This is a genomic window from Bradyrhizobium sp. 153 (assembly GCF_023073835.1).
GTDB lineage: Bacteria > Pseudomonadota > Alphaproteobacteria > Rhizobiales > Xanthobacteraceae > Bradyrhizobium.
Genome location: NZ_JADPKH010000029.1, coordinates 188,848 through 206,896, shown reverse-complemented (window position 1 = coordinate 206,896; position 18,049 = coordinate 188,848). Strand labels below are relative to the sequence as shown.

The 18,049-nt window shown below is 64.5% G+C and carries 17 protein-coding genes and 1 pseudogene; 8 read left to right on the top strand and 10 right to left on the bottom strand.

The window, feature by feature from the left end:
• Positions 1 to 129 precede the first annotated feature (129 nt).
• Together IVA91_RS08980 and IVA91_RS08975 are read left to right on the top strand one after the other, a co-directional pair.
• Complete coding sequence (locus IVA91_RS08980) at positions 130 to 594, top strand: Lrp/AsnC ligand binding domain-containing protein (RefSeq protein WP_247276253.1); 465 nt, start codon at positions 130 to 132, stop codon at positions 592 to 594.
• A gap of 82 nt (positions 595 to 676) precedes the next feature.
• On the top strand, positions 677 to 1,237 hold the full coding sequence (locus tag IVA91_RS08975; RefSeq protein ID WP_247276254.1) for a carboxymuconolactone decarboxylase family protein: 561 nt from the start codon (positions 677 to 679) through the stop codon (positions 1,235 to 1,237).
• 15 nt (positions 1,238 to 1,252) lie between these two features.
• Here IVA91_RS08975 and IVA91_RS08970 read toward each other — a convergent pair whose 3' ends face one another.
• Positions 1,253 to 3,166, bottom strand: coding sequence for a sensor domain-containing diguanylate cyclase (locus IVA91_RS08970; RefSeq protein WP_247458547.1), 1,914 nt, complete (start codon positions 3,164 to 3,166; stop codon positions 1,253 to 1,255).
• A 15-nt stretch (positions 3,167 to 3,181) separates the two neighbouring features.
• Here IVA91_RS08970 and IVA91_RS08965 point away from each other — a divergent pair, with 15 nt between their 5' ends.
• Entirely contained in the window at positions 3,182 to 3,427 is a 246-nt protein-coding gene (locus IVA91_RS08965) for a hypothetical protein (RefSeq protein WP_247276256.1), read from the top strand.
• Positions 3,428 to 3,436: 9 nt separating this feature from the next.
• On the opposite strand, the gene IVA91_RS08960 is transcribed toward IVA91_RS08965, so the two are convergent.
• Complete coding sequence (locus IVA91_RS08960) at positions 3,437 to 4,372, bottom strand: alpha/beta hydrolase (RefSeq protein WP_247276257.1); 936 nt, start codon at positions 4,370 to 4,372, stop codon at positions 3,437 to 3,439.
• Positions 4,373 to 4,486: 114 nt separating this feature from the next.
• Here IVA91_RS08960 and IVA91_RS08955 point away from each other — a divergent pair.
• Positions 4,487 to 5,372: pseudogene (locus IVA91_RS08955) on the top strand (branched-chain amino acid aminotransferase).
• 118 nt (positions 5,373 to 5,490) lie between these two features.
• On the opposite strand, the gene IVA91_RS08950 reads toward IVA91_RS08955, so the two are convergent.
• Positions 5,491 to 6,108: a class I SAM-dependent methyltransferase gene (locus tag IVA91_RS08950; RefSeq protein WP_247276258.1), complete on the bottom strand. Its 618-nt coding sequence runs from the start codon at positions 6,106 to 6,108 to the stop codon at positions 5,491 to 5,493.
• A gap of 43 nt (positions 6,109 to 6,151) precedes the next feature.
• Positions 6,152 to 6,742, bottom strand: a complete 591-nt coding sequence (gene phaR / locus IVA91_RS08945) for a polyhydroxyalkanoate synthesis repressor PhaR (RefSeq protein ID WP_247458545.1) — start codon at positions 6,740 to 6,742, stop codon at positions 6,152 to 6,154.
• Between the two features lie 305 nt (positions 6,743 to 7,047).
• On the opposite strand from phaR, the gene IVA91_RS08940 reads away from it, so the two are divergent.
• The 3 genes from IVA91_RS08940 to IVA91_RS08930 all read left to right on the top strand — a co-directional run bounded on the left by IVA91_RS08940 (position 7,048) and on the right by IVA91_RS08930 (position 10,185).
• A complete protein-coding gene (locus IVA91_RS08940) occupies positions 7,048 to 8,226 on the top strand; it encodes an acetyl-CoA C-acetyltransferase (protein ID WP_247276260.1) in 1,179 nt (392 codons plus the stop codon).
• A gap of 247 nt (positions 8,227 to 8,473) precedes the next feature.
• The gene (gene phbB, locus IVA91_RS08935; protein ID WP_247276261.1) at positions 8,474 to 9,199 is read left to right on the top strand and encodes an acetoacetyl-CoA reductase; all 726 of its coding nucleotides are present in this window, start codon (positions 8,474 to 8,476) and stop codon (positions 9,197 to 9,199) included.
• Between the two features lie 116 nt (positions 9,200 to 9,315).
• Complete coding sequence (locus IVA91_RS08930; protein ID WP_247276262.1) at positions 9,316 to 10,185, top strand: EamA family transporter; 870 nt, start codon at positions 9,316 to 9,318, stop codon at positions 10,183 to 10,185.
• A 7-nt stretch (positions 10,186 to 10,192) separates the two neighbouring features.
• Here IVA91_RS08930 and IVA91_RS08925 read toward each other — a convergent pair whose 3' ends face one another.
• Together IVA91_RS08925 and gloB are read right to left on the bottom strand one after the other, a co-directional pair.
• Entirely contained in the window at positions 10,193 to 10,615 is a 423-nt protein-coding gene (locus tag IVA91_RS08925; protein WP_247417021.1) for a cupin domain-containing protein, read from the bottom strand.
• Between the two features lie 23 nt (positions 10,616 to 10,638).
• The gene (gene gloB / locus IVA91_RS08920) at positions 10,639 to 11,406 is read right to left on the bottom strand and encodes a hydroxyacylglutathione hydrolase (RefSeq protein ID WP_247276264.1); all 768 of its coding nucleotides are present in this window, start codon (positions 11,404 to 11,406) and stop codon (positions 10,639 to 10,641) included.
• Positions 11,407 to 11,514: 108 nt separating this feature from the next.
• Between gloB and IVA91_RS08915 the strand changes: the two genes are divergently transcribed.
• The gene (locus tag IVA91_RS08915) at positions 11,515 to 12,261 is read left to right on the top strand and encodes a methyltransferase domain-containing protein (RefSeq protein ID WP_247276265.1); all 747 of its coding nucleotides are present in this window, start codon (positions 11,515 to 11,517) and stop codon (positions 12,259 to 12,261) included.
• Between the two features lie 53 nt (positions 12,262 to 12,314).
• On the opposite strand, the gene IVA91_RS08910 is transcribed toward IVA91_RS08915, so the two are convergent.
• The 4 genes from IVA91_RS08910 to ptsP form a co-directional block, all read right to left on the bottom strand.
• Complete coding sequence (locus IVA91_RS08910; protein ID WP_247276266.1) at positions 12,315 to 13,076, bottom strand: DUF4167 domain-containing protein; 762 nt, start codon at positions 13,074 to 13,076, stop codon at positions 12,315 to 12,317.
• A gap of 461 nt (positions 13,077 to 13,537) precedes the next feature.
• On the bottom strand, positions 13,538 to 14,419 hold the full coding sequence (prmC, locus tag IVA91_RS08905) for a peptide chain release factor N(5)-glutamine methyltransferase (protein WP_247276267.1): 882 nt from the start codon (positions 14,417 to 14,419) through the stop codon (positions 13,538 to 13,540).
• Between the two features lie 3 nt (positions 14,420 to 14,422).
• Positions 14,423 to 15,508 (bottom strand): peptide chain release factor 1, encoded by a 1,086-nt coding sequence (gene prfA, locus IVA91_RS08900; protein WP_247276268.1) that lies wholly within the window; start codon positions 15,506 to 15,508, stop codon positions 14,423 to 14,425.
• A gap of 59 nt (positions 15,509 to 15,567) precedes the next feature.
• Positions 15,568 to 17,835, bottom strand: coding sequence for a phosphoenolpyruvate--protein phosphotransferase (ptsP, locus tag IVA91_RS08895; RefSeq protein WP_247276269.1), 2,268 nt, complete (start codon positions 17,833 to 17,835; stop codon positions 15,568 to 15,570).
• Positions 17,836 to 18,049: the final 214 nt, after the last annotated feature.

Below are 18,049 nucleotides of genomic sequence, written 5' to 3'. Positions count from 1 at the left end.
CAGCGATTAGCACTTGCTACAAGAAAGGTGCTCTCAAATGCTGCGTCAATATTGCGCCGTTGCTTGCGAAAACGACATCAATTACCCTTACTTGTTCCGTAATGATGGATAGGAATGAGAGATTCTTCCATGCCTTCCCGTCTCGACCGTATCGACCTTAAGATATTGCGATTGCTTCAGAATAACGGCCGGCTCAGCAATGCCGAGCTGGCCGAAACCGTCGCGATCAGCCCCGCCACCTGCCATCGCCGCACCCAGCGCCTGTTCGAGGACGGCTTCATTGCGACCGTGCGCGCCATGGTGGCGCCGAAGAAGGTGGCCAAGGGCACGCTGGTGATGGTCGGCGTCGTGCTCGACCGCTCGACCCCGGAGAGTTTTGCCACTTTCGAGCAGGCGATTACAAAACTGAAATTCGTGCTTGATTGCCACCTCGTCGCCGGCGATTTCGACTACTTCCTCAAGATCCGTGTCGGCGACATGGAGGATTTCAATCGCATCCATGGCGAGCAGCTGATCGCGCTCCCCGGGGTGCGCCAGACCCGCACCTTCTTCGTGATGAAGGAAGTCGTCGACAACGCGCCGCTGGAGTTTTAAGCGCACCCGTCACAGCAACTTCACTTGCCCTGCGCGCGCATGCAGGCGAGCCTCGCATCTTCTCAAAGAGGAGATCGCAGCCGTGCGCCTTCCCATTCTCGATCCCCAGAATCTGGCCGACGAACAGAAGCCGCTTTATGACGACATGCGAGCCGGCATCAAGGACCATTTCAAGGGTTTTGTGAACATGCGCGACGACGGCGCGCTGCTGGGGCCGTGGAATCCCTGGCTGCGCGAGCCGCGCTTCGGTAAGCCGGTATGGGAGCTGGTCAAGGCGATCGCGTCGAACCCGCTGCTGCCGGCGCCGGTGCGCGAGGTCGCCATCCTCGTCACCGGCTCGCATTTCCGCTCCGGCTACGAGCTCTACGCCCACGTGCTGGTCGCCGAGCAGCGCGGCTTGTCCGACGAGAAGCTCGCGACCATCGTCGCCGGACAGCGGCCGGTCGATCTCACCAGGCAGGAGGCCGTCGCCTACGACATCGCGTCCGCGTTGGTCGGCGGCGGTGTTCTGCCGGAATTGACCTGGCGCGCCGCCGTGAAGGAGTTCGGCGAGCACGGCGCGGCCGAACTCTCCTATCTCGTCGGCGTCTACTGCATGGTCTCGGTCACGCTCAACACGTTCGACGTTCCGGTTCCGGAGTGAAGCCTGTTCCGGCAATCACTCCGCTGCCTTGCTTGCAGGCGGCGGGGGCGCGAAGGCGATGCAGCGATTGCGGCCCTCGGCCTTAGCCTGGTAGAGCGCGTGATCGGCCGCACTCATCAGTGTGTCGATGCCGGACATGCTGACGGTGGCCTCCGCGATGCCGATGCTCACGGTGACGCCGAACTGAACCTTTCCGGCGACGATCTGCGCGCTTATCACGTGTTTGCGGATGCGCTCGGCGACAATCCTCGCCCGGGACAGGCTGGTTTCGGGCAGAAGCACGGCGAACTCCTCGCCGCCGAGGCGGCCAACGATGTCCGACTTGCGTTTGCCGTCGAGGCACGCGGCCGCAACCGCCTTGATCGCGACGTCGCCCACCGCATGGCCATGGCGATCGTTGACCGACTTGAAATGGTCGATGTCAAGCATCAACACCGAGACGGAGCGATAGTAGCGCTGAAAGCGGCTCCATTCCGCACCGAGACAGTCGAGAAAGTGGCGGCGGTTGGAGAGGCCGGTGAGCGGATCGGTGGTGGCGAGCGTTTCCAGCAGCGCGGCTTTTTGCGTCAGATCGGTGATGTCGACATAGGTCAGCATGCGGCCGCCATTGGCCATCGTCGTACAATGGGCCCTGATGCGCCGGCCATCCGGCGTCTGCAGGTCGCGGACATGATCGCCGGCCTTGACCTCTTCGACGCGTCGCGCCGGAAATTTCGCGAGTTCGTTCGTCGGAAGATTGGGCGCGCTGGCGCGATGCAGGCGTCGCACCAGCGACGAATAGGTCGGTCGATTCGCGGCCTCCTCGTCGCTGACCTCCCAGAACCGCCGCATACGCCGGTTCATGAACGTAGCGTGCAGGTCGGAATCGAGAAGGAGGACTCCATCCTGAACATTCTCCAGCGCATCCCGCAGCAGCTTCAGCTCGTCGGAGGTGCGCACAATGTCAGTGACGGGCGTGTAGGTCAGCATGCGCCCGCCGTCGGGCAAAGGCGTGACCTGTACGCGCACCACATCGCCATTGGTCCGCCGTAGGTCGATAGGCGTCGGATCGCCCGCCTCGATCACACGGACGCGTTCCGCCACCAAGGCATCGAGCTCAGGATCCGGCACCTCATAGGCGCCGGTGTCACGTCCATGATGAAGCAGCGTGAGAATGGAAGGATTGCTGTCAGCAACCTCGTCTGGCAGGCGCCACATCTGACGAAACGACCGGTTGATCAGACGTGCCCTGAGGCTTGAGTCGAGCAGCACGATGCCCGTCGGCACATGATCGAGCGCGGCGCGCAGCGCCAGCATCTGGCCGCGCATCAGCGCGTCGGACGAGCGTTCCCGCTCCTCGCCACTCGGGCGCTCGACGCTGCCTGGCAGCTCGAAGGCGGCTCCGACCTGACGGTCCGATCGCCAGATCACGCGGCAGGCCAATATCTTGCGTCCCGCGACCCTGAGCTGGAATCGCTCGGGTACGCCGAGGCCGCTCTCCATCTCGAGCGTCGCAGCCTCCTCGGACAGCCGGCGCACGACGCAGTCAATCGACGACTGGCCGAAATTGAAGAAGATCTTGCCAGCAAGGAACGTCCGTTCCGGAAACAAGCGGGACATTCTCAGCCTCCAGGGCGAAACGAAAACCGGTCTCAGTATGGCGCAAGGTTCCTTGCGGCGATGTAACGCAATCAGTGTTTTCCGATGAAGGCTAACAACCCGTTGACGCGGGATGCTGCGCACCGGCGCAAAAACCCTTTTGTGATCAGGGCTCTGTGCCGGGTCACGTGCTGTCCTCCGGTTTGGGCCGGGATGCGATGTCCCGCGCGCCAGCTGGATGGAACGTGATCGGTCCGGCGGTATCTGCAATCGATGGACTACACCGATACGCGCAGTTACCCTGTCGTGATCGCACCGACACATTCGCCCGCCAGAGTGCAGGCTGGACAATGGGGAACGACAGCCATGAACACGTCACGCCGCATCGTGCTCGCCGGACTGGCGGGATTCGCCGTCGCGCCAACCGCCGCAGGAGCCGCCCCGGCGCCGGCAGTTGATGACGTGACGGTGGCCGAGGAACGATTCGCACGCATGATTGCGGCCGCACATGCGCCCGATCTCACTTGCGCGCGGCAGGCCGAGCGTTATGCGGACGCGCATTGGCCTGAGTATGTCGTGGCTGCCAGGGCCGTGCTCGGCGCGCGCGTGTGATTCACGCTGTTACTTCTCGACCGCGCGCCTGACCTGCTCGCCGATTTGCGACAGCACGAGCTGCGCCTGCGGCAGGATGGCGCCCATGGCGTGGAAATTGTGAATCATGCCGTCATGGCAAGTGTGCTCGACGACCACGCCCGCGGTCAGCAGCTTGCGCGCATAGGCGTTGCCTTCGTCACGCATCGGGTCGAATTCGGCGGTATGGATGATCGCCATCGGCAGGCCGGCGAGCCGTGTCGCGCGTAGCGGCGAAATGCGGGGATCGGCGGCATCCAAACCCTGAGGCAGATAGTCGGCGAGGTCGGCTTCCATGGTGGGGCGATCGATCAGGTGGCCCTCGGCGAACGCCTCGCGCGACGGCGAGATCTCCTCGAAATCCAGCACCGGGCAGATCAGGCATTGCGCGACGATGGAGAGGCCTGCGTTCTGCATCGCCTCCTGGCACACGATCGCAGCCAGCGTGGCGCCGGCGGAATCGCCGCCGACCACCAGCCGTTCCGCATCGATGCCGAGTGTTGGCGCTTCACGCGCGACCCACTCGGTGGCGGCGATCGCATCGTCGACGGCGGCAGGAAATTTGTGCTCGGGCGCGAGCCGGTAGTCGACCGAGACGAGGCGGCAGCCGGTCGCATGCGCCAGCGCCGCTGCGATGCGGTCGTGTGTGGCGATGCTGCCAGCGACGAGGCCGCCGCCGTGAAAGAATACGAATCCCGGCATGCGTTGACCGGCACTTGCGGGCGCATAGAGGCGATAGGGCAGCTCGCCGCCAGGACCCGGCAGCCTACCGTTGGACGTCGTCACATCCGGCGCATCAGCGCGCGCGAACTGCATCAGTTTCGCTAGCGACTGCCGCCGTGCCTCGACGCTCGGCCGGCTTCGTGTCGGCGGCGCGGCGGCAGCCATCATGGCCAACAAGCGTTTTGCGAGCGGATCGAGCGGCATGGATCTTTCATTCTCCGACAAGGGAAGAGGGTAACTATCTTCCCGCAGGGAATCATTTAGAAATTGCGACCAATAGTGGCGCTGTAGTGCGGCATCACGCCAGGGAGGCCGGTCATGGCCGAGATCAGGAAGCCCATCGAATATTCACCGAGCTGGACCTTCTTCGACGGCAAATGGCAGGACGGCAATGTGCCGATCATGGGCCCGCGCACGCATGCGGCTTGGCTCGGCTCTGTCGTGTTCGACGGCGCGCGTGCGTTCGAGGGTGTGGCGCCCGATCTCGACCGCCACGTCGCCCGCGCCAATCAATCGGCGGTCAACTTTGGCCTCAAGCCGGTGGTCGATACCGACACCTGGCTCACGCTCGCGCGCGAGGGCATTGCGCGCTTTGCGGCCAACGCCGAGCTCTACATCCGTCCGATGTATTGGGCGCAGCACGGTTCGGGCGGCGGCGTGCTGTTCGATCCCGAGACTACCAATTGGTGCCTGTGCATCTACGAGGCGCCGATGCCAAAACCCGTCGGCAACGCCATCACCCTGTCGCCGTTTCGCAGGCCGACCGCCGAATGCGCGCCGGTCGAGGCCAAGGCCGCCTGCCTCTATCCGAACAATTCGCGCGCGCTCGCTGAGGCCCCTCGCGCGGCTTCCAGAACGCGTTGATGCTCGACATGCTCGGCAATGTCGCCGAGTTCGGCAATTCCAACGTGTTCATGGCCAACGACGGCGTGGTCTACACCCCCGTGCCCAACGGAACGTTCCTCAACGGCATCACGCGCCAGCGCGTATCAACCTGCTTCGCGCCGACGGCGTCGCCGTGGTCGAGAAGACGCTGCGCTATGCCGACTTCCTCGCTGCTGACGAGATCTTCTCCACCGGCAATTTCGCCAAAGTCGCGCCGGTTGTCCGCATCGACGAGCGCGAACTGAAGCCGGGTCCGTTCTACGCCCGGGCGCGAAAACTCTATTGGGATTTTGCGCATGCGGTGAAGCTAGCGGCGTAGCTGCCATTACTCCGCTGTGATCGCCCGACTTGATCGGGCGATCCAGTATTCCAGAGACAGTTGTGACTCCTCGATAGGCGCGGCGTACTGGGCGGATTCAATCGGTCGTCGCAACACTCTAATGGCTTCGCTGAAACCGGCTGAACTGAAACGCCTGCGTCGAATGCCACGGCGTATGGTGGATATCGCTACGCGTTTCGATCAGCTCGAAGTCGGGGCCGAGTTCCGCCGCGAGGCTGACGCTGTCATGGCGTTGCACCGGCAGGCCGCTGCATTGCTCCGGGCCGTCGGGCGCGAACGTCGCGATGATGACGTAGCCGCCGGGCGCAAGTGCCGACCGCAGGCGCTCGACATAGGCGGCCCTGTCGCGGGATTCGGTCAGGAAGTGAAACGCCGCGCGATCGTGCCATAGATCGTAGGTCTTTGCTGAGCGCCATGTCGTGACATCGGCAACGATCCACTCAACCACTGAAGCGGCTGCGCCGAGTCGCTTCTGCGCGACGTCAAGCGCGTTTGCGGAGAGATCCAGCACGCCGACGTCGCGATGTCCGTCCTGCAACAGAGCATCGACTAGTCGCGATGCGCCGCCGCCAATGTCGATGATGGCGGCCTCGCGGTCCAGATTGGCTGCTCTGATCATCGCCAGCGAGGTCGCCGGGCTGTTCTGAAACCAGCTGACCTCGGCTTCGCCCTTGGTGGCGTAGACGTTGTCCCAATGCGCGCGTCGATCGGACATGTTGCGTCCTACGGTTCGCGGAGAGCCGGCTCAATGGAAAGACCTACTCGTCCTTCTTCGACATCCGCTCGAGGCGTTCCTGCATTTCCTTCATCTGCTGGCGCAGATCGTCGATGTTGCTGTCCTTCGGCGCCTCGGCATTTGCATCGGGCTCTGGCTCCGAGGTGGCCGCCGGACGGGGCGCGGCGAAGGGCTTGAACATCGAGAAGGTCTGCTGGAATAGCTCCATGTTGCGGCGGACCTGCTCCTCGAGCGGCGCAAACGGTGTGCCGGACAGCGTGTTGGCGATCTGCTTGCGGAACTTCTCCTGCTCCTGGGTCAGTGTCGCGATCGACTGTTCGAGATATTTCGGCACCACCATCTGCATGCTGTCGCCGTAGAAGCGGATGAGCTGGCGCAGAAAGGTGGTCGGGAGCAGGTTCTGGCCGGCCTTGTTCTCCTGCTCGAAGATGATCTGGGCGAGCACGGAGCGGGTGATGTCGTCGCCGGTCTTGGCGTCGTAGACCAGGAAATCTTCGCCGTCCTTGACCATGGCGGCGAGGTCCTCGAGCGTCACGTAAGTGCTCGTTCCGGTATTATAGAGCCGGCGGTTCGCGTATTTCTTGATCGTGGTGGGTTGGTCTGATTTCGCCATGGGCTCTCACTTGCAAGCGCGGAGAACGGGAACCTAGCGGGCTATGCCGCAGGGCGGGAAGAGTACGCAACGCAACAAAATAAGCATTTTCAAAGGGGTCACGCTACCGTTTTGTGCGGCACGGTTAATCGGACAGCAAAATCGTGCTTGCGAAAGCGCCAAGAACGCTATTTTGAATGCGCTGCGGCATGAATTCGGTCGCCGGCCGATTGACATGCCGCAATGACGTTAACAGGATGCCGATCGAGACTGGCGAGCCGTTTTCCCCAGCCCCGCCTGCCCCCATTCAACCTCAGGAGATGCCCATGTCAGACGATGTCGTCATCGTCAGCGCCGCCCGCACCCCGGTCGGAAGCTTCAACGGAGCGTTCGCGACCCTTCCCGCCCATGATCTCGGCGCCATCGCCATCAAGGCTGCACTGGAGCGCGCCGGCATCGAGCCCGGTCGGGTTTCGGAAGTCATCATGGGTCAGATCCTGACCGCAGCTCAGGGCCAGAACCCAGCCCGTCAAGCCTCGATCGCCGCCGGCATTCCCGTGGAGAGCCCGGCCTGGGGCGTCAACCAGCTCTGCGGCTCCGGCCTGCGCACGGTCGCCCTCGGCTACCAGGCGCTGCTCAACGGCGATTCCGAGATCGTGGTCGCTGGCGGACAGGAGTCCATGAGCATGGCCCCGCACGCCCAGCACCTGCGCGGCGGCGTCAAGATGGGCGGTCTCGAATTGGTCGACACCATGATCAAGGACGGCCTGTGGGATGCCTTCAACGGCTATCACATGGGCAACACCGCCGAAAACGTCGCGCGGCAATGGCAGATCACGCGCGCCCAACAGGACGAGTTCGCGGTCGCCTCGCAGCAGAAGGCCGAGGCCGCGCAGAAGGCCGGCAAGTTCAACGACGAGATCGTTCCCGTCACCATCAAGACCCGCAAGGGCGACGTCGTCGTCAGCGCCGACGAATATCCGCGCCATGGCGCGACGCTAGACGCGATGGCCAAGCTCAAGCCGGCTTTCGAGAAGGACGGCACGGTCACTGCGGGCTCTGCTTCGGGCATCAATGACGGCGCTGCCGCCGTGGTGCTCATGAGCGCAAAGCAGGCTGCCAAGGAAGGCAAGAAGCCGCTTGCCCGCATCGTGTCCTGGGCGCAGGCCGGCGTCGATCCGAAGATCATGGGCTCGGGCCCGATCCCGGCCTCGCGCGCCGCGCTGAAGAAGGCCGGCTGGAGTGTCGGCGATCTCGACCTGATCGAAGCCAACGAAGCCTTCGCGGCACAGGCCTGCGCCGTCAACAAGGACCTCGGCTGGGATACCTCGAAGGTCAACGTCAATGGCGGCGCGATCGCCATCGGTCATCCAGTCGGCGCGTCCGGCGCCCGCGTGCTGGTCACGCTGCTGCATGAAATGCAGAAGCGCGATTCGAAGAAGGGCCTTGCCACGCTGTGCATCGGCGGCGGCATGGGCATCGCGATGTGTCTGGCACGCGACTGAGAAGGACCTGACACGTACTTAACTTGCGCGTGCGCTGCACACGTCAATGAGTGCGTTGCACGCGATTAAAAAGGCGGCGGTTGCAAATCAAATATTCTTCGCAATTGCGCAGGCCTCGACTAAAGAGAAACGCCCGGCTCGATGCCGGGCGTTTTGTTCTTGATGTCCGTCAAACGTCCCGCATAATCCGCAGTTAAAAAACGATCGCGTCAGAAACGTCCGAAGAGTCCAAGGGAAGGAATACGACATGGCACGTGTTGCATTGGTCACGGGTGGTACGCGGGGCATCGGTGCTGCCATCAGCAAGGCGCTGAAGGCGGCGGGCTACAAGGTTGCGGCGAGCTATGCCGGCAACGATGCTGCGGCGGAGAAGTTCAAGGCCGAGACCGGCATCGCGGTCTACAAATGGGACGTCAGCAGTTTCGACGCCTGCGCCGAGGGCGTGAAGAAGGTCGAGGCCGATCTCGGCCCGATCGAGGTGCTGGTCAACAATGCGGGCATCACCCGCGACACTGCGTTCCACAAGATGACGCTCGAGCAGTGGAACGCTGTCATCAACACCAATCTCGGCTCGCTGTTCAACATGACGCGCCAGGTGATCGAGGGCATGCGTGCGCGCAAGTTCGGCCGCATCATCTCGATCTCGTCGATCAACGGCCAGAAGGGGCAGTTCGGGCAAGTCAACTATTCAGCGGCCAAAGCCGGCGACATCGGTTTCACCAAGGCGCTCGCGCTCGAGAACGCCAAGGGCGGCATCACCGTCAATGCGATCTGCCCCGGCTACATCAATACCGAAATGGTGCAGGCGGTGCCGAAGGACGTTTTGGAAAAGAGCGTGATTCCGCAGATCCCCGTCAACCGGCTCGGCGAGCCCGAGGAGATCGCGCGGGCGGTCGTGTTCCTGGCGGCGGACGAGGCCGGCTTCATCACCGGATCGACCATGACCATCAATGGCGGCCAGTATCAGGCCTGATATGGCCGCAGGCTATTGGGCCAAAAGCCTGTAGCTTCAGGCGCGACGAGGCGATAGTGAAGACGCAAATGCCCGGCTCCGCGCCGGGCATAAACGTCCTCAGAGCCCTTTGATCGATGACTCCCCGCACCGCGACGCTGATCGGATTGACCGCAATCCTGATGTGGTCGCTACTGTCAGTGATGACGGTGGCGACTGGAAAGATCCCGGCGTTCCAGCTCGCCGCAATGACCTTCGCGATCGGCGGCCTCGTCGGCCTGCTCACCTGGATCGGTCGCGGCGAGGCGGCAAGCAGCGTGCGCCAGCCGCTCGTCGTCTGGGTCGTCGGCGTCGGTGGCCTGTTCGGCTATCACGCCCTCTATTTCCTTGCCCTGCGCTTCGCCCCGCCGGCAGAAGCCGGCCTCTTGAATTATCTCTGGCCGCTGCTGATCGTGTTGTTCTCGTCCTTCCTGCCGGGCGAGCGGCTCGCCCTGCATCACATCGCCGGCGCCGTGCTCGGACTTGTCGGCACCGTGCTGCTGTTGGCCGGCAACACCTCGGGCTTCGCGTCGGGCGCGGTGCCGGGACTGGTCGCGGCCTTCATCGCCGCCTTCGTCTGGACGAGCTATTCGGTGCTGTCGCGCCGGCTCAAGGCGGTTCCGACCGACGCGGTCGCGGGCTTCTGCCTCGCCACCGCCGCGCTTGCCGCGCTGATGCATGCTCTGCTCGAAACCACGGTCTGGCCGGAGACCGCGCTGCAATGGCTCTCCGTGGCCGCGCTCGGCATCGGTCCCGTCGGTGCTGCCTTCTACGCCTGGGACATCGGCATGAAGCGCGGCGACATCCGCGTGCTCGGCGCCGCCTCCTATGCGACGCCGCTATTGTCGACCGGCTTCCTCATCGCTGCCGGCTTTGCGAAAGCCAGCACCAACATCGCCGTCGCCGCCATCCTGATCGCCGGTGGCGGCCTGATCGCGGCGAAGGACATGGTGCTGCGGAAGCGGTGAACGAGGCCTACGGCTCCCAGCCCGGCGGCGCGAGCTCGAAATTCGCGAACTCGAATGCGGGCGCGACGGTGCAGCCGACCAGCGTCCATTCGCCGGTCGTTTCCGCCATCTGCCAGGCATTCGCCGGCACGATCGCCTGCGGCCGCTCGCCGCTCACGAGATCCGTGCCGAGCTGCACCTCGTGCTGCGAGCAGCCGTCGTGCGCGATGCGCAGCATCAAGGGGCTGCCGGCGTAATAGTGCCAAACTTCGACCGCATCGATGCGATGCCAGTATGAGCGCTCGCCGCGCGCGAGCAGGAAATAGATCAAGGTCGAACGCGAGCGCCCGTTGCTATCCGTGGTCTGGTCGCGAAACGTCTCGCGGTAGTGCCCGCCTTCGGGATGGGGGCGAAGTTCGAGGCGGGCGATGATCTCGGCTGCAGTCGGCATCGATCCCCGTCAGGACTTGTGCTTTAGGATTTGTTCTTGCGCTCGCGTAGCTCGCCGAACACCTCGGCGGCATCCGCACCCTTCATGTGCAGCCTGGCTGCGACCGATGGCTCATCGGCGCGCAGGAACACGTTGGCCCGCTTCTCGTCGCCGAGCAGGGCGGGAATGGTCGGCTTGTTCTCGGCCCGCAGCCTCGCAACTTCCGCTGCGCGCGCCTGGAGCGCCGCGTTGTCCGGCTCGATGGTGAGCGCGAACTTGACGTTGGACGCCGTGTATTCGTGGCCGCAATAGAGCTTGAAGTCATCGGGCAGGGCCCGCAGCTTCAACAGCGAGTCCCACATCATCGGATAGGTGCCCTCGAACACGCGGCCGCAGCCGATCGAAAACAGCGTATCGGCGGCGAACACGGTCTTCTCATTGTCGAATACGTAGGAGATGTGGTCGAGCGTGTGGCCGGGCGTCTCCACGACGCGCGCCAGCAGGTTGCCGATCTTGACCACGTCGGCATTGGCGACACGCAAATCGACGTCGGCAATTCTCGTCGTCTTGTCGTGCGGCGCGACGACGCGGCAACTGAATTTCCGCTTGAGTTCGGCGACCCCGCCGACATGATCGCCATGATGATGGGTGATCAGGATGTCGGTGAGTTGCCAGCCCTCGCGCTCCAGCGCCTTGAGGATGGGACCTGCCTCCGGCGCGTCAATCGAGGCGGTCGCCTTGGTTTCCACATCGTGGATCAGATAACCGAAATTGTCGCTTAAACAGGTGAAAGTACGAATTTCGGCGGCCATGACATCTCCATCGCGCTCAGCCCCGCCAGACAAATATGGCGTTAACGTTGCGCAGGCAATGCAATATTCCGCGCGCGGCGGCGGCCTTGCGCATGTTACATTGCCGCCATGACCATCGACGTCGTCGACCTCCGCGAGTTCTATTCCCGCCGCCTCGGGATCGTGGCGCGACAAATGATCAACCGCGGCATCAGGCAACGCTGGCCGGGCGCGGCGGGTCAGCGCGTACTCGGCATCGGCTATCCCACGCCCTATCTCGGACTGTTCCGCGAGGACGCGGAGCGCTGCCTCGCGTTCATGCCGGCGGCCCAGGGGGTCCTGAAATGGCCGACGGGGCGGCCGGCGCTGGCCTCGCTGGTCGATGAATTCTCGCTGCCGCTTCCTGACGCCGCGGTCGACCGCATTCTCCTGGTCCACGCGCTGGAGATGTCGGACGACCCGGCTGCGCTGCTGCGCGAAGTCTGGCGCGTGCTGGCGCCGTCTGGTCGCGTCATTGCGGTGATCCCGAATCGGCGTGGGGTGTGGACGCGCACCGACAGCACGCCGTTCGGCCATGGCCGGCCCTATTCGCGCTCACAGATCACCGAGTTGCTGCGCCAGACCTGGTTCACGCCGACCGCCTGGGGCGAGGCGCTGTTCATGCCGCCTTATGCCGGCGGCTGGGTCTTGAAATCGGCGCAGATGTGGGAGCGCGCCGGCGCGGCGCTGTCACTGCCCTTTGCCGGCGTGCACATCGTCGAAGCCACCAAGCAGGTCTACCGCGCGCTTCCCGCCAAGCGCGAGCGGACACGGCTGATTCCCTCGTTGGCGAAGCCCGTCTTGGTGCCGTCCTCGACGACGGTAACCCGGAGCTGAAAACAAATCGTCCCGGCGGAGCCGGGACGACTCAGTTTACGAAACCAACCAGCTCATTCGCCGGGCGCGAGATCGTCGTTGGATGCCGCCGGCGCGGCTTCGCGCTCGGGACGGGGGCCATGCGGCCGGCGCCGCCGCCGCGGATAACGCTCGCTGCCGCCACCGCCCTCGAAACCGCCCTGGCCGCCATTCGCGCCGACATTCACTTGCGGCTGCGCGCCGGTGATGAAGGAGGGCAGGCGATCGACGTTGCCGGCATCGGCAATGACGGGCTGCGGCTGGTTCGGCGGTTGCGGCGGCTGGTATTGCGGTTGCGGACGATGGTCGCGTTCGCGGTGCTCGCGCGGCTGCTGCTGGTCGCGGTGATATGGCTGCTGGTTCTCGCGCTGCTGATCACGCTGGCCGTCGCGGTCGCGCATGAAAGGCTGCTGCGGCGGCTGCGGGACGAAGCCCGGCTCCTGGCCGAAGGCCGAGAAATTCTCGCCATCGTCCTCGCCATCGTCGTTGCTGGCGGTCGGCTCGTCACCGCGCGGCTGCTGCTGGTTCTGGCGGAACTGCTCCTGGGCGGCGGCGATCAGGCGGAAATAATGCTCGGCATGCTGGTAGTAGTTCTCGGCTGCAACGGGGTCGCCGGAGGAGCGCGCATCGCGCGCGAGCTGAAGATACTTTTCAGCGATGTGCGAAGCCGTGCCGCGGATCTTGATGTCGGGCCCGTTGGACTCGTAGACCCGGGTCATCGGGTTCTGGCCGCGGCGGTTGTTGTTGTTATTGTTGTTGCGGTTGCGCATCCGCTGCTTGTTCTGACCGTTTCTCATGTCCTGCCTTTAATTCCAGCCCTAAAGGTTGCACGCGTTACTGATTGCTAGGAGTGACCTGGTGACAGCGGTTCACGACTCTCACACGAACCGCGCGCAAGAGGGGCCTGAACCCTGCCGATGTTCGTCGACCGTCGCGTTCAACAAAGACGCGTTCCCCACCCGCCAGCATTCATTGCCAGCGAACCCATTCATATCGCCTGCCGAAACAAGCCCAGCTTTCTTGCGTAAGTCTTCAAGCGCAAATTCAGGCTTTCGTTCACGTTGCGGTCGGAGAGCAGCGCAGCTCCACTGGCCATCGCGCTCAACAGGACCTGCGGCTTGGAACCTATATCAGTAAAGCTCTCGCCCGAGAGCCCGGCTTTCGCCCGTAGGTCTACGGGGCCGGCACCGATGTGTTGACCGGAACGTAGTCGTTCCCACGGGATATTCCAAGAGGTTTTTACAGGCCATTCCGGCTTTTATGGGGGCATTTTTCGGGCCGAAACGGCCCGCGGAATACCCGCCAGATCGGCCTTGGGGGGCCTGTCCACCACTAACGCCGCAGCCAGCATCAAGGTTTCAATATTTCCGGCCTGGCCCTGTCCGGCCTCCACGATCAGCGCGCCGCCGGGGGCAAGACGTTCGCTCGCCTGCGGGATCAGGGCGCGATAGGCGTCGTATCCGTCATTGCCGCCGTCGAGCGCCAGATGTGGATCGTGCTCGCGCACCTCGATGCTCAATTTAGGGATTTCGGCGGATGGAATATAGGGTGGATTCGACACGATGAGATCGAAGGGACCCGAGAGCGCGGCGGCATAGGAGCAGGCGATGAAGGCGGCGCGGTCGGCAAGGCCGAGCGTTGTGGCATTGTCCCTGGCGGTTGTGAGCGCGGTCAGGCTGAGATCGGTGGCGACGCCGAAAGCGTCAGGGATCTCATGCAGCAGCGCCAGCAGGATCGCGCCGGATCCGGTGCCGATGTCGGCGATGCGAGGTGGATAAGCTGCCTTCTGCTCGCGAAGGATTTCGAGTGCAAGCTCGACCACGGTCTCGGTATCGGTACGCGGGACCAGGGTTGCTTCGGACAGGCGAAATGGCAGTCCCCAGAATTCGCGGGTCCCGAGGATGCGCGCCACCGGCTCGCCGGCGATGCGACGCTGTGCGTGCTGCGCGAGCCGCGACGCCTCGGCATCCGTGAGCGAGCGGGTGGCCTGCGCGATCAGGCCGGTGAGGTCGAGGCCGAGCACCGCACCGAGCAGGATGCGGGCATCGAGATCGGCTTCGTCGCGCTGCGCCGATCTCAATTGTGTGGCCAGCGTGCGCCGTGCACTCTCGATCGATTGTCCGGTGAAGGGATTGCTCACGCGTCAGGCCGCCGCGCCTTGCGCGGCGAGCTGTGCGGCCTGGTGCTCAGTGGTCAGAGCGTCAATCAGCTCGCCGAGTGCTTCCCCCGCGATCACCTGTGGCAGCTTGTAGAGCGTCAGATTGATGCGATGGTCGGTCACGCGCCCCTGCGGGAAGTTATAGGTGCGGATGCGCTCGCTGCGGTCGCCGGAGCCGACCTTCTCCTTGCGCTCGGCCGACCGCGCGGCGTCGACGCGCTGGCGCTCGGCGTCGTAGATGCGCGAGCGCAGGATGTTCATGGCGGAGGCGCGGTTCTTGTGCTGCGAGCGGCTGTCCTGCATCATCACCACGATGCCGGTCGGGATGTGGGTGATGCGGATCGCCGATTCGGTCTTGTTGACGTGCTGGCCGCCGGCGCCCTGCGCACGCATGGTCTCGATGCGCAGATCGTCGTTCTTGATGTCGACGTCGACGTCCTCGACCTCCGGCAGCACCGCGACCGTCGCCGCCGAGGTGTGAATACGTCCTTGCGTCTCGGTATCGGGCACGCGCTGCACCCGGTGCACGCCGGATTCGAATTTCAGCTTGGAGAACGCGCCGCGGCCCTGCACCTCCGCGATGATCTCCTTGTAGCCGCCAACGGTGCCTTCGCTGGCCGAGATCACCTCGACCTTCCAGCCCTGCAGGCTGGCGAAGCGCTCGTACATCCGGAACAGATCGCCGGCGAACAGCGAAGCCTCGTCGCCGCCGGTGCCGGCGCGGATTTCCAGCACGACGTTGCGGTCGTCCATGGCGTCTTTGGGCAGTAGCGCGACGCGGATCTTCTGGACCAGGTCCTCGATCCTGGCCATCAGCTCGTCGCGTTCGGCTTCCGCCATGCTGCGCATCTCGGCATCTGTCGCGGGATCGGCGATCAGGGCCTCGGTGTCGGCGAGCTCCTTGACCGCGGAACGATAGGTCTTCACCGCCTCGATCAGCGGCGTGATCTCGGCGAGCTCGCGGGTGATCTGCACATAACGGTCGGAGGCGAGCTGGCCGAGCGATTCGGCCTCGAGCGAGGCGTGATGTGCGAGCAGGACGTCGAGTTTGGCTTCGGGGAGTGACGACATCGGGTTCAGTCTCAAATGGGCGGGCGGAGGCGAGGTGAGCGGAAGCGGCGCCAGGCCCGCTACAACGCCAGGCCTTCGGCCTCGGCAAATTCCGTCAGCTTCTGCCGGATCGAGACGCTGCCCGCGGGCGCGTCCAGCAACGGGCCGAGCATGGCTTCGGCCTTCCTGGCGTCGAGGTCGAGCACCATGGCCTTGACTGGGCCGAGGGCGGTCGCCGAGAGCGAGAGCGAGCGATAGCCCAGTGCGATCAGCGCCAGCGCGCCGACCGGCTTCGAGGCCATTTCGCCGCAGAGCGAAAGCGACTTCTTGGCCGCATGGGACTTGCGTGCGATGTCGCGCAGCGCGCGCAAGATCGGCGCCGACATGGTGTCGAAGCGCTCGGACACTTTTGGGTTGCCGCGATCGACGGCGAACAGAAACTGGAACAGATCGTTCGAGCCGACCGAGATGAAGTCGACCTTCCTTAGGAGCTCGTCGAGCTGGTAGAGCAGGGCGGGCACCTCGACCATGGTGCCGATGTCGATCCGCTCCGGCAGCGTGTGGCCGTGCTGGCGCAAATATGTGAGTTCGCGCTCGACTAGCGCCTTGGCCGCATCGAATTCGGCGACTTCCGAGATCATCGGGAACATGATGCGCAGTGCGCGGCCGCCGCCGGCGCGCAGGAGCGCGCGGATTTGGCCGCGCAACAGGCCGGGACGATCGAGCCCGAGCCGGATCGCGCGCCAGCCGAGCGCGGGATTCTCCTCGACCACCGCTTCCATGTAGGGCAGCGCCTTGTCGCCGCCGATGTCGAGGGTGCGGAAGGTGACGGGCTTGCTGCCGGCCGCATCCAGCACGGTGCGATAGAGCGCGAGCTGGTCACTGGTGCGCGGCAGGCTCTGGCCGACCATGAATTGCAATTCGGTGCGGAACAGGCCGATGCCGGCGCTGCCGGTGTCCTCGATATGGGGCAGGTCGATGGCGAGACCTGCGTTGATCATGAGCTCGACCTTCTCGCCATCCTTGGTCACGCAAGGCCGGTCGCGCAGTGCGAGGTACTGCGCCTGGCGGCGGGCGCGGAAGCGCACGCGCTCGGCGAAGGCGGCCTCGATTTCCTGCGAGGGGCGCACGTAGATCGAGCCCGACGTGCCGTCGACGATGATGGCGTCGCCGGGATCGGCGATACCCGGCGCGTTCGGGACTTCGCCGACCGCAGGAATTCCGAGCGCGCGCGCCACGATCGAGACGTGGGAATTGGCGGTGCCTTCCTCCAGCACGATGCCGCGCAGGCGCTTGCGGTCGTAGTCGAGCAGCGCCGCCGGGCCCATCGCACGCGCGATGACGATGGCGTTGTCGGGCAATTGCTCGCGTGAGGGCGCGTGGTCCTGGCCGACCAGCTGCCGCATCAGGCGGTAGCCGAGATCTTCCAGGTCGTGCAGGCGGTCGCGCAGATATGGATCGGTCGAGCGCAGCATGCGCGCGCGGGTGTCGGACTGGACGCGCTCGACGGCGGCCTCCGCGGTGAGGCCGGTGGCGACCGCCTCATGCAGCTTGTGCGACCAGCCCTGGTCGTTGGCGAACATGCGATAGGCTTCCAGCACCTCGCGGTGCTCGCCGCCCTCCGCGACGTCGCCGCGCTCAAGCATGCGGTCGAGATCGGCGCGCAGCTTGGCGAGCGCGGTGTCGAGCCGCTTGATTTCCTTCGGCAGGTCCTCGGCGATGTAGTCCTTGATGACCACGCGCGGCTCGTGCAGCACGACATGGCCGAGCGCGATGCCTTCCGACAGGATGGCGCCGACCTTCTGCGCGGAATGGCGCGCGGCAGGCTCCTGGCCCGGCTGGGCCAGCGCGGATAGTTCGCCGGAGGCAATCAGCTCCGCCAGCACCATGGCGGTGGTCTGGAGCGCCTCGAGCTCCTCCTCGACATAGTTGCGCTTGGCACGGTTCTGCACCACCAGCACGCCGAGCGTGTTGCCGGCCCGCAGGATCGGGACGCCGAGGAAGGAGTGGTAGATTTCTTCGCCGGTCTCGGGGCGGAACGAGAAGGCCGGGTGGCTCTGCGCATCGCTTAGATTGAGCGGCGTCGCCTCGCTGGCGACGAGTCCGACCAGGCCCTCATGGGCGCTGAGCACCGTGTGATGCACCGCCTCGCGGTTGAGACCTTCGGTGGCGTAGAGCTCGAGCGTGTTGTCGACGCGCAGCACATAGACCGAGCAGACCTCGGCCACCATATTGGCGGCGATCAGCACCACGATCTTGTCCAGCCGCTCCTGGGCCGAAACCTGCTCCGCCATGGTTTCGCGGAGCCGTCTCAATAAGACGCGGGGACCTCCCGACGCGCTCCGCATGAACCGTCAATCTCCTCCGTCTGCCGAGCCCGAAAGGGCCGTCGGCGGCTGGCCCAGAAATCCAGAAAAGCAACAAAGCCTGCTCGTCCGGCGCCGGCCCAAGCTCAATCTAGTGAGCCTTGACGCTTTTGCCGAATCGACACCGCTTCAACTGGGGCACAGTTTTCGGCAGCCAACCCTGTTCGCCGTATAGCGAATTGGGGCTTGTTTTGCC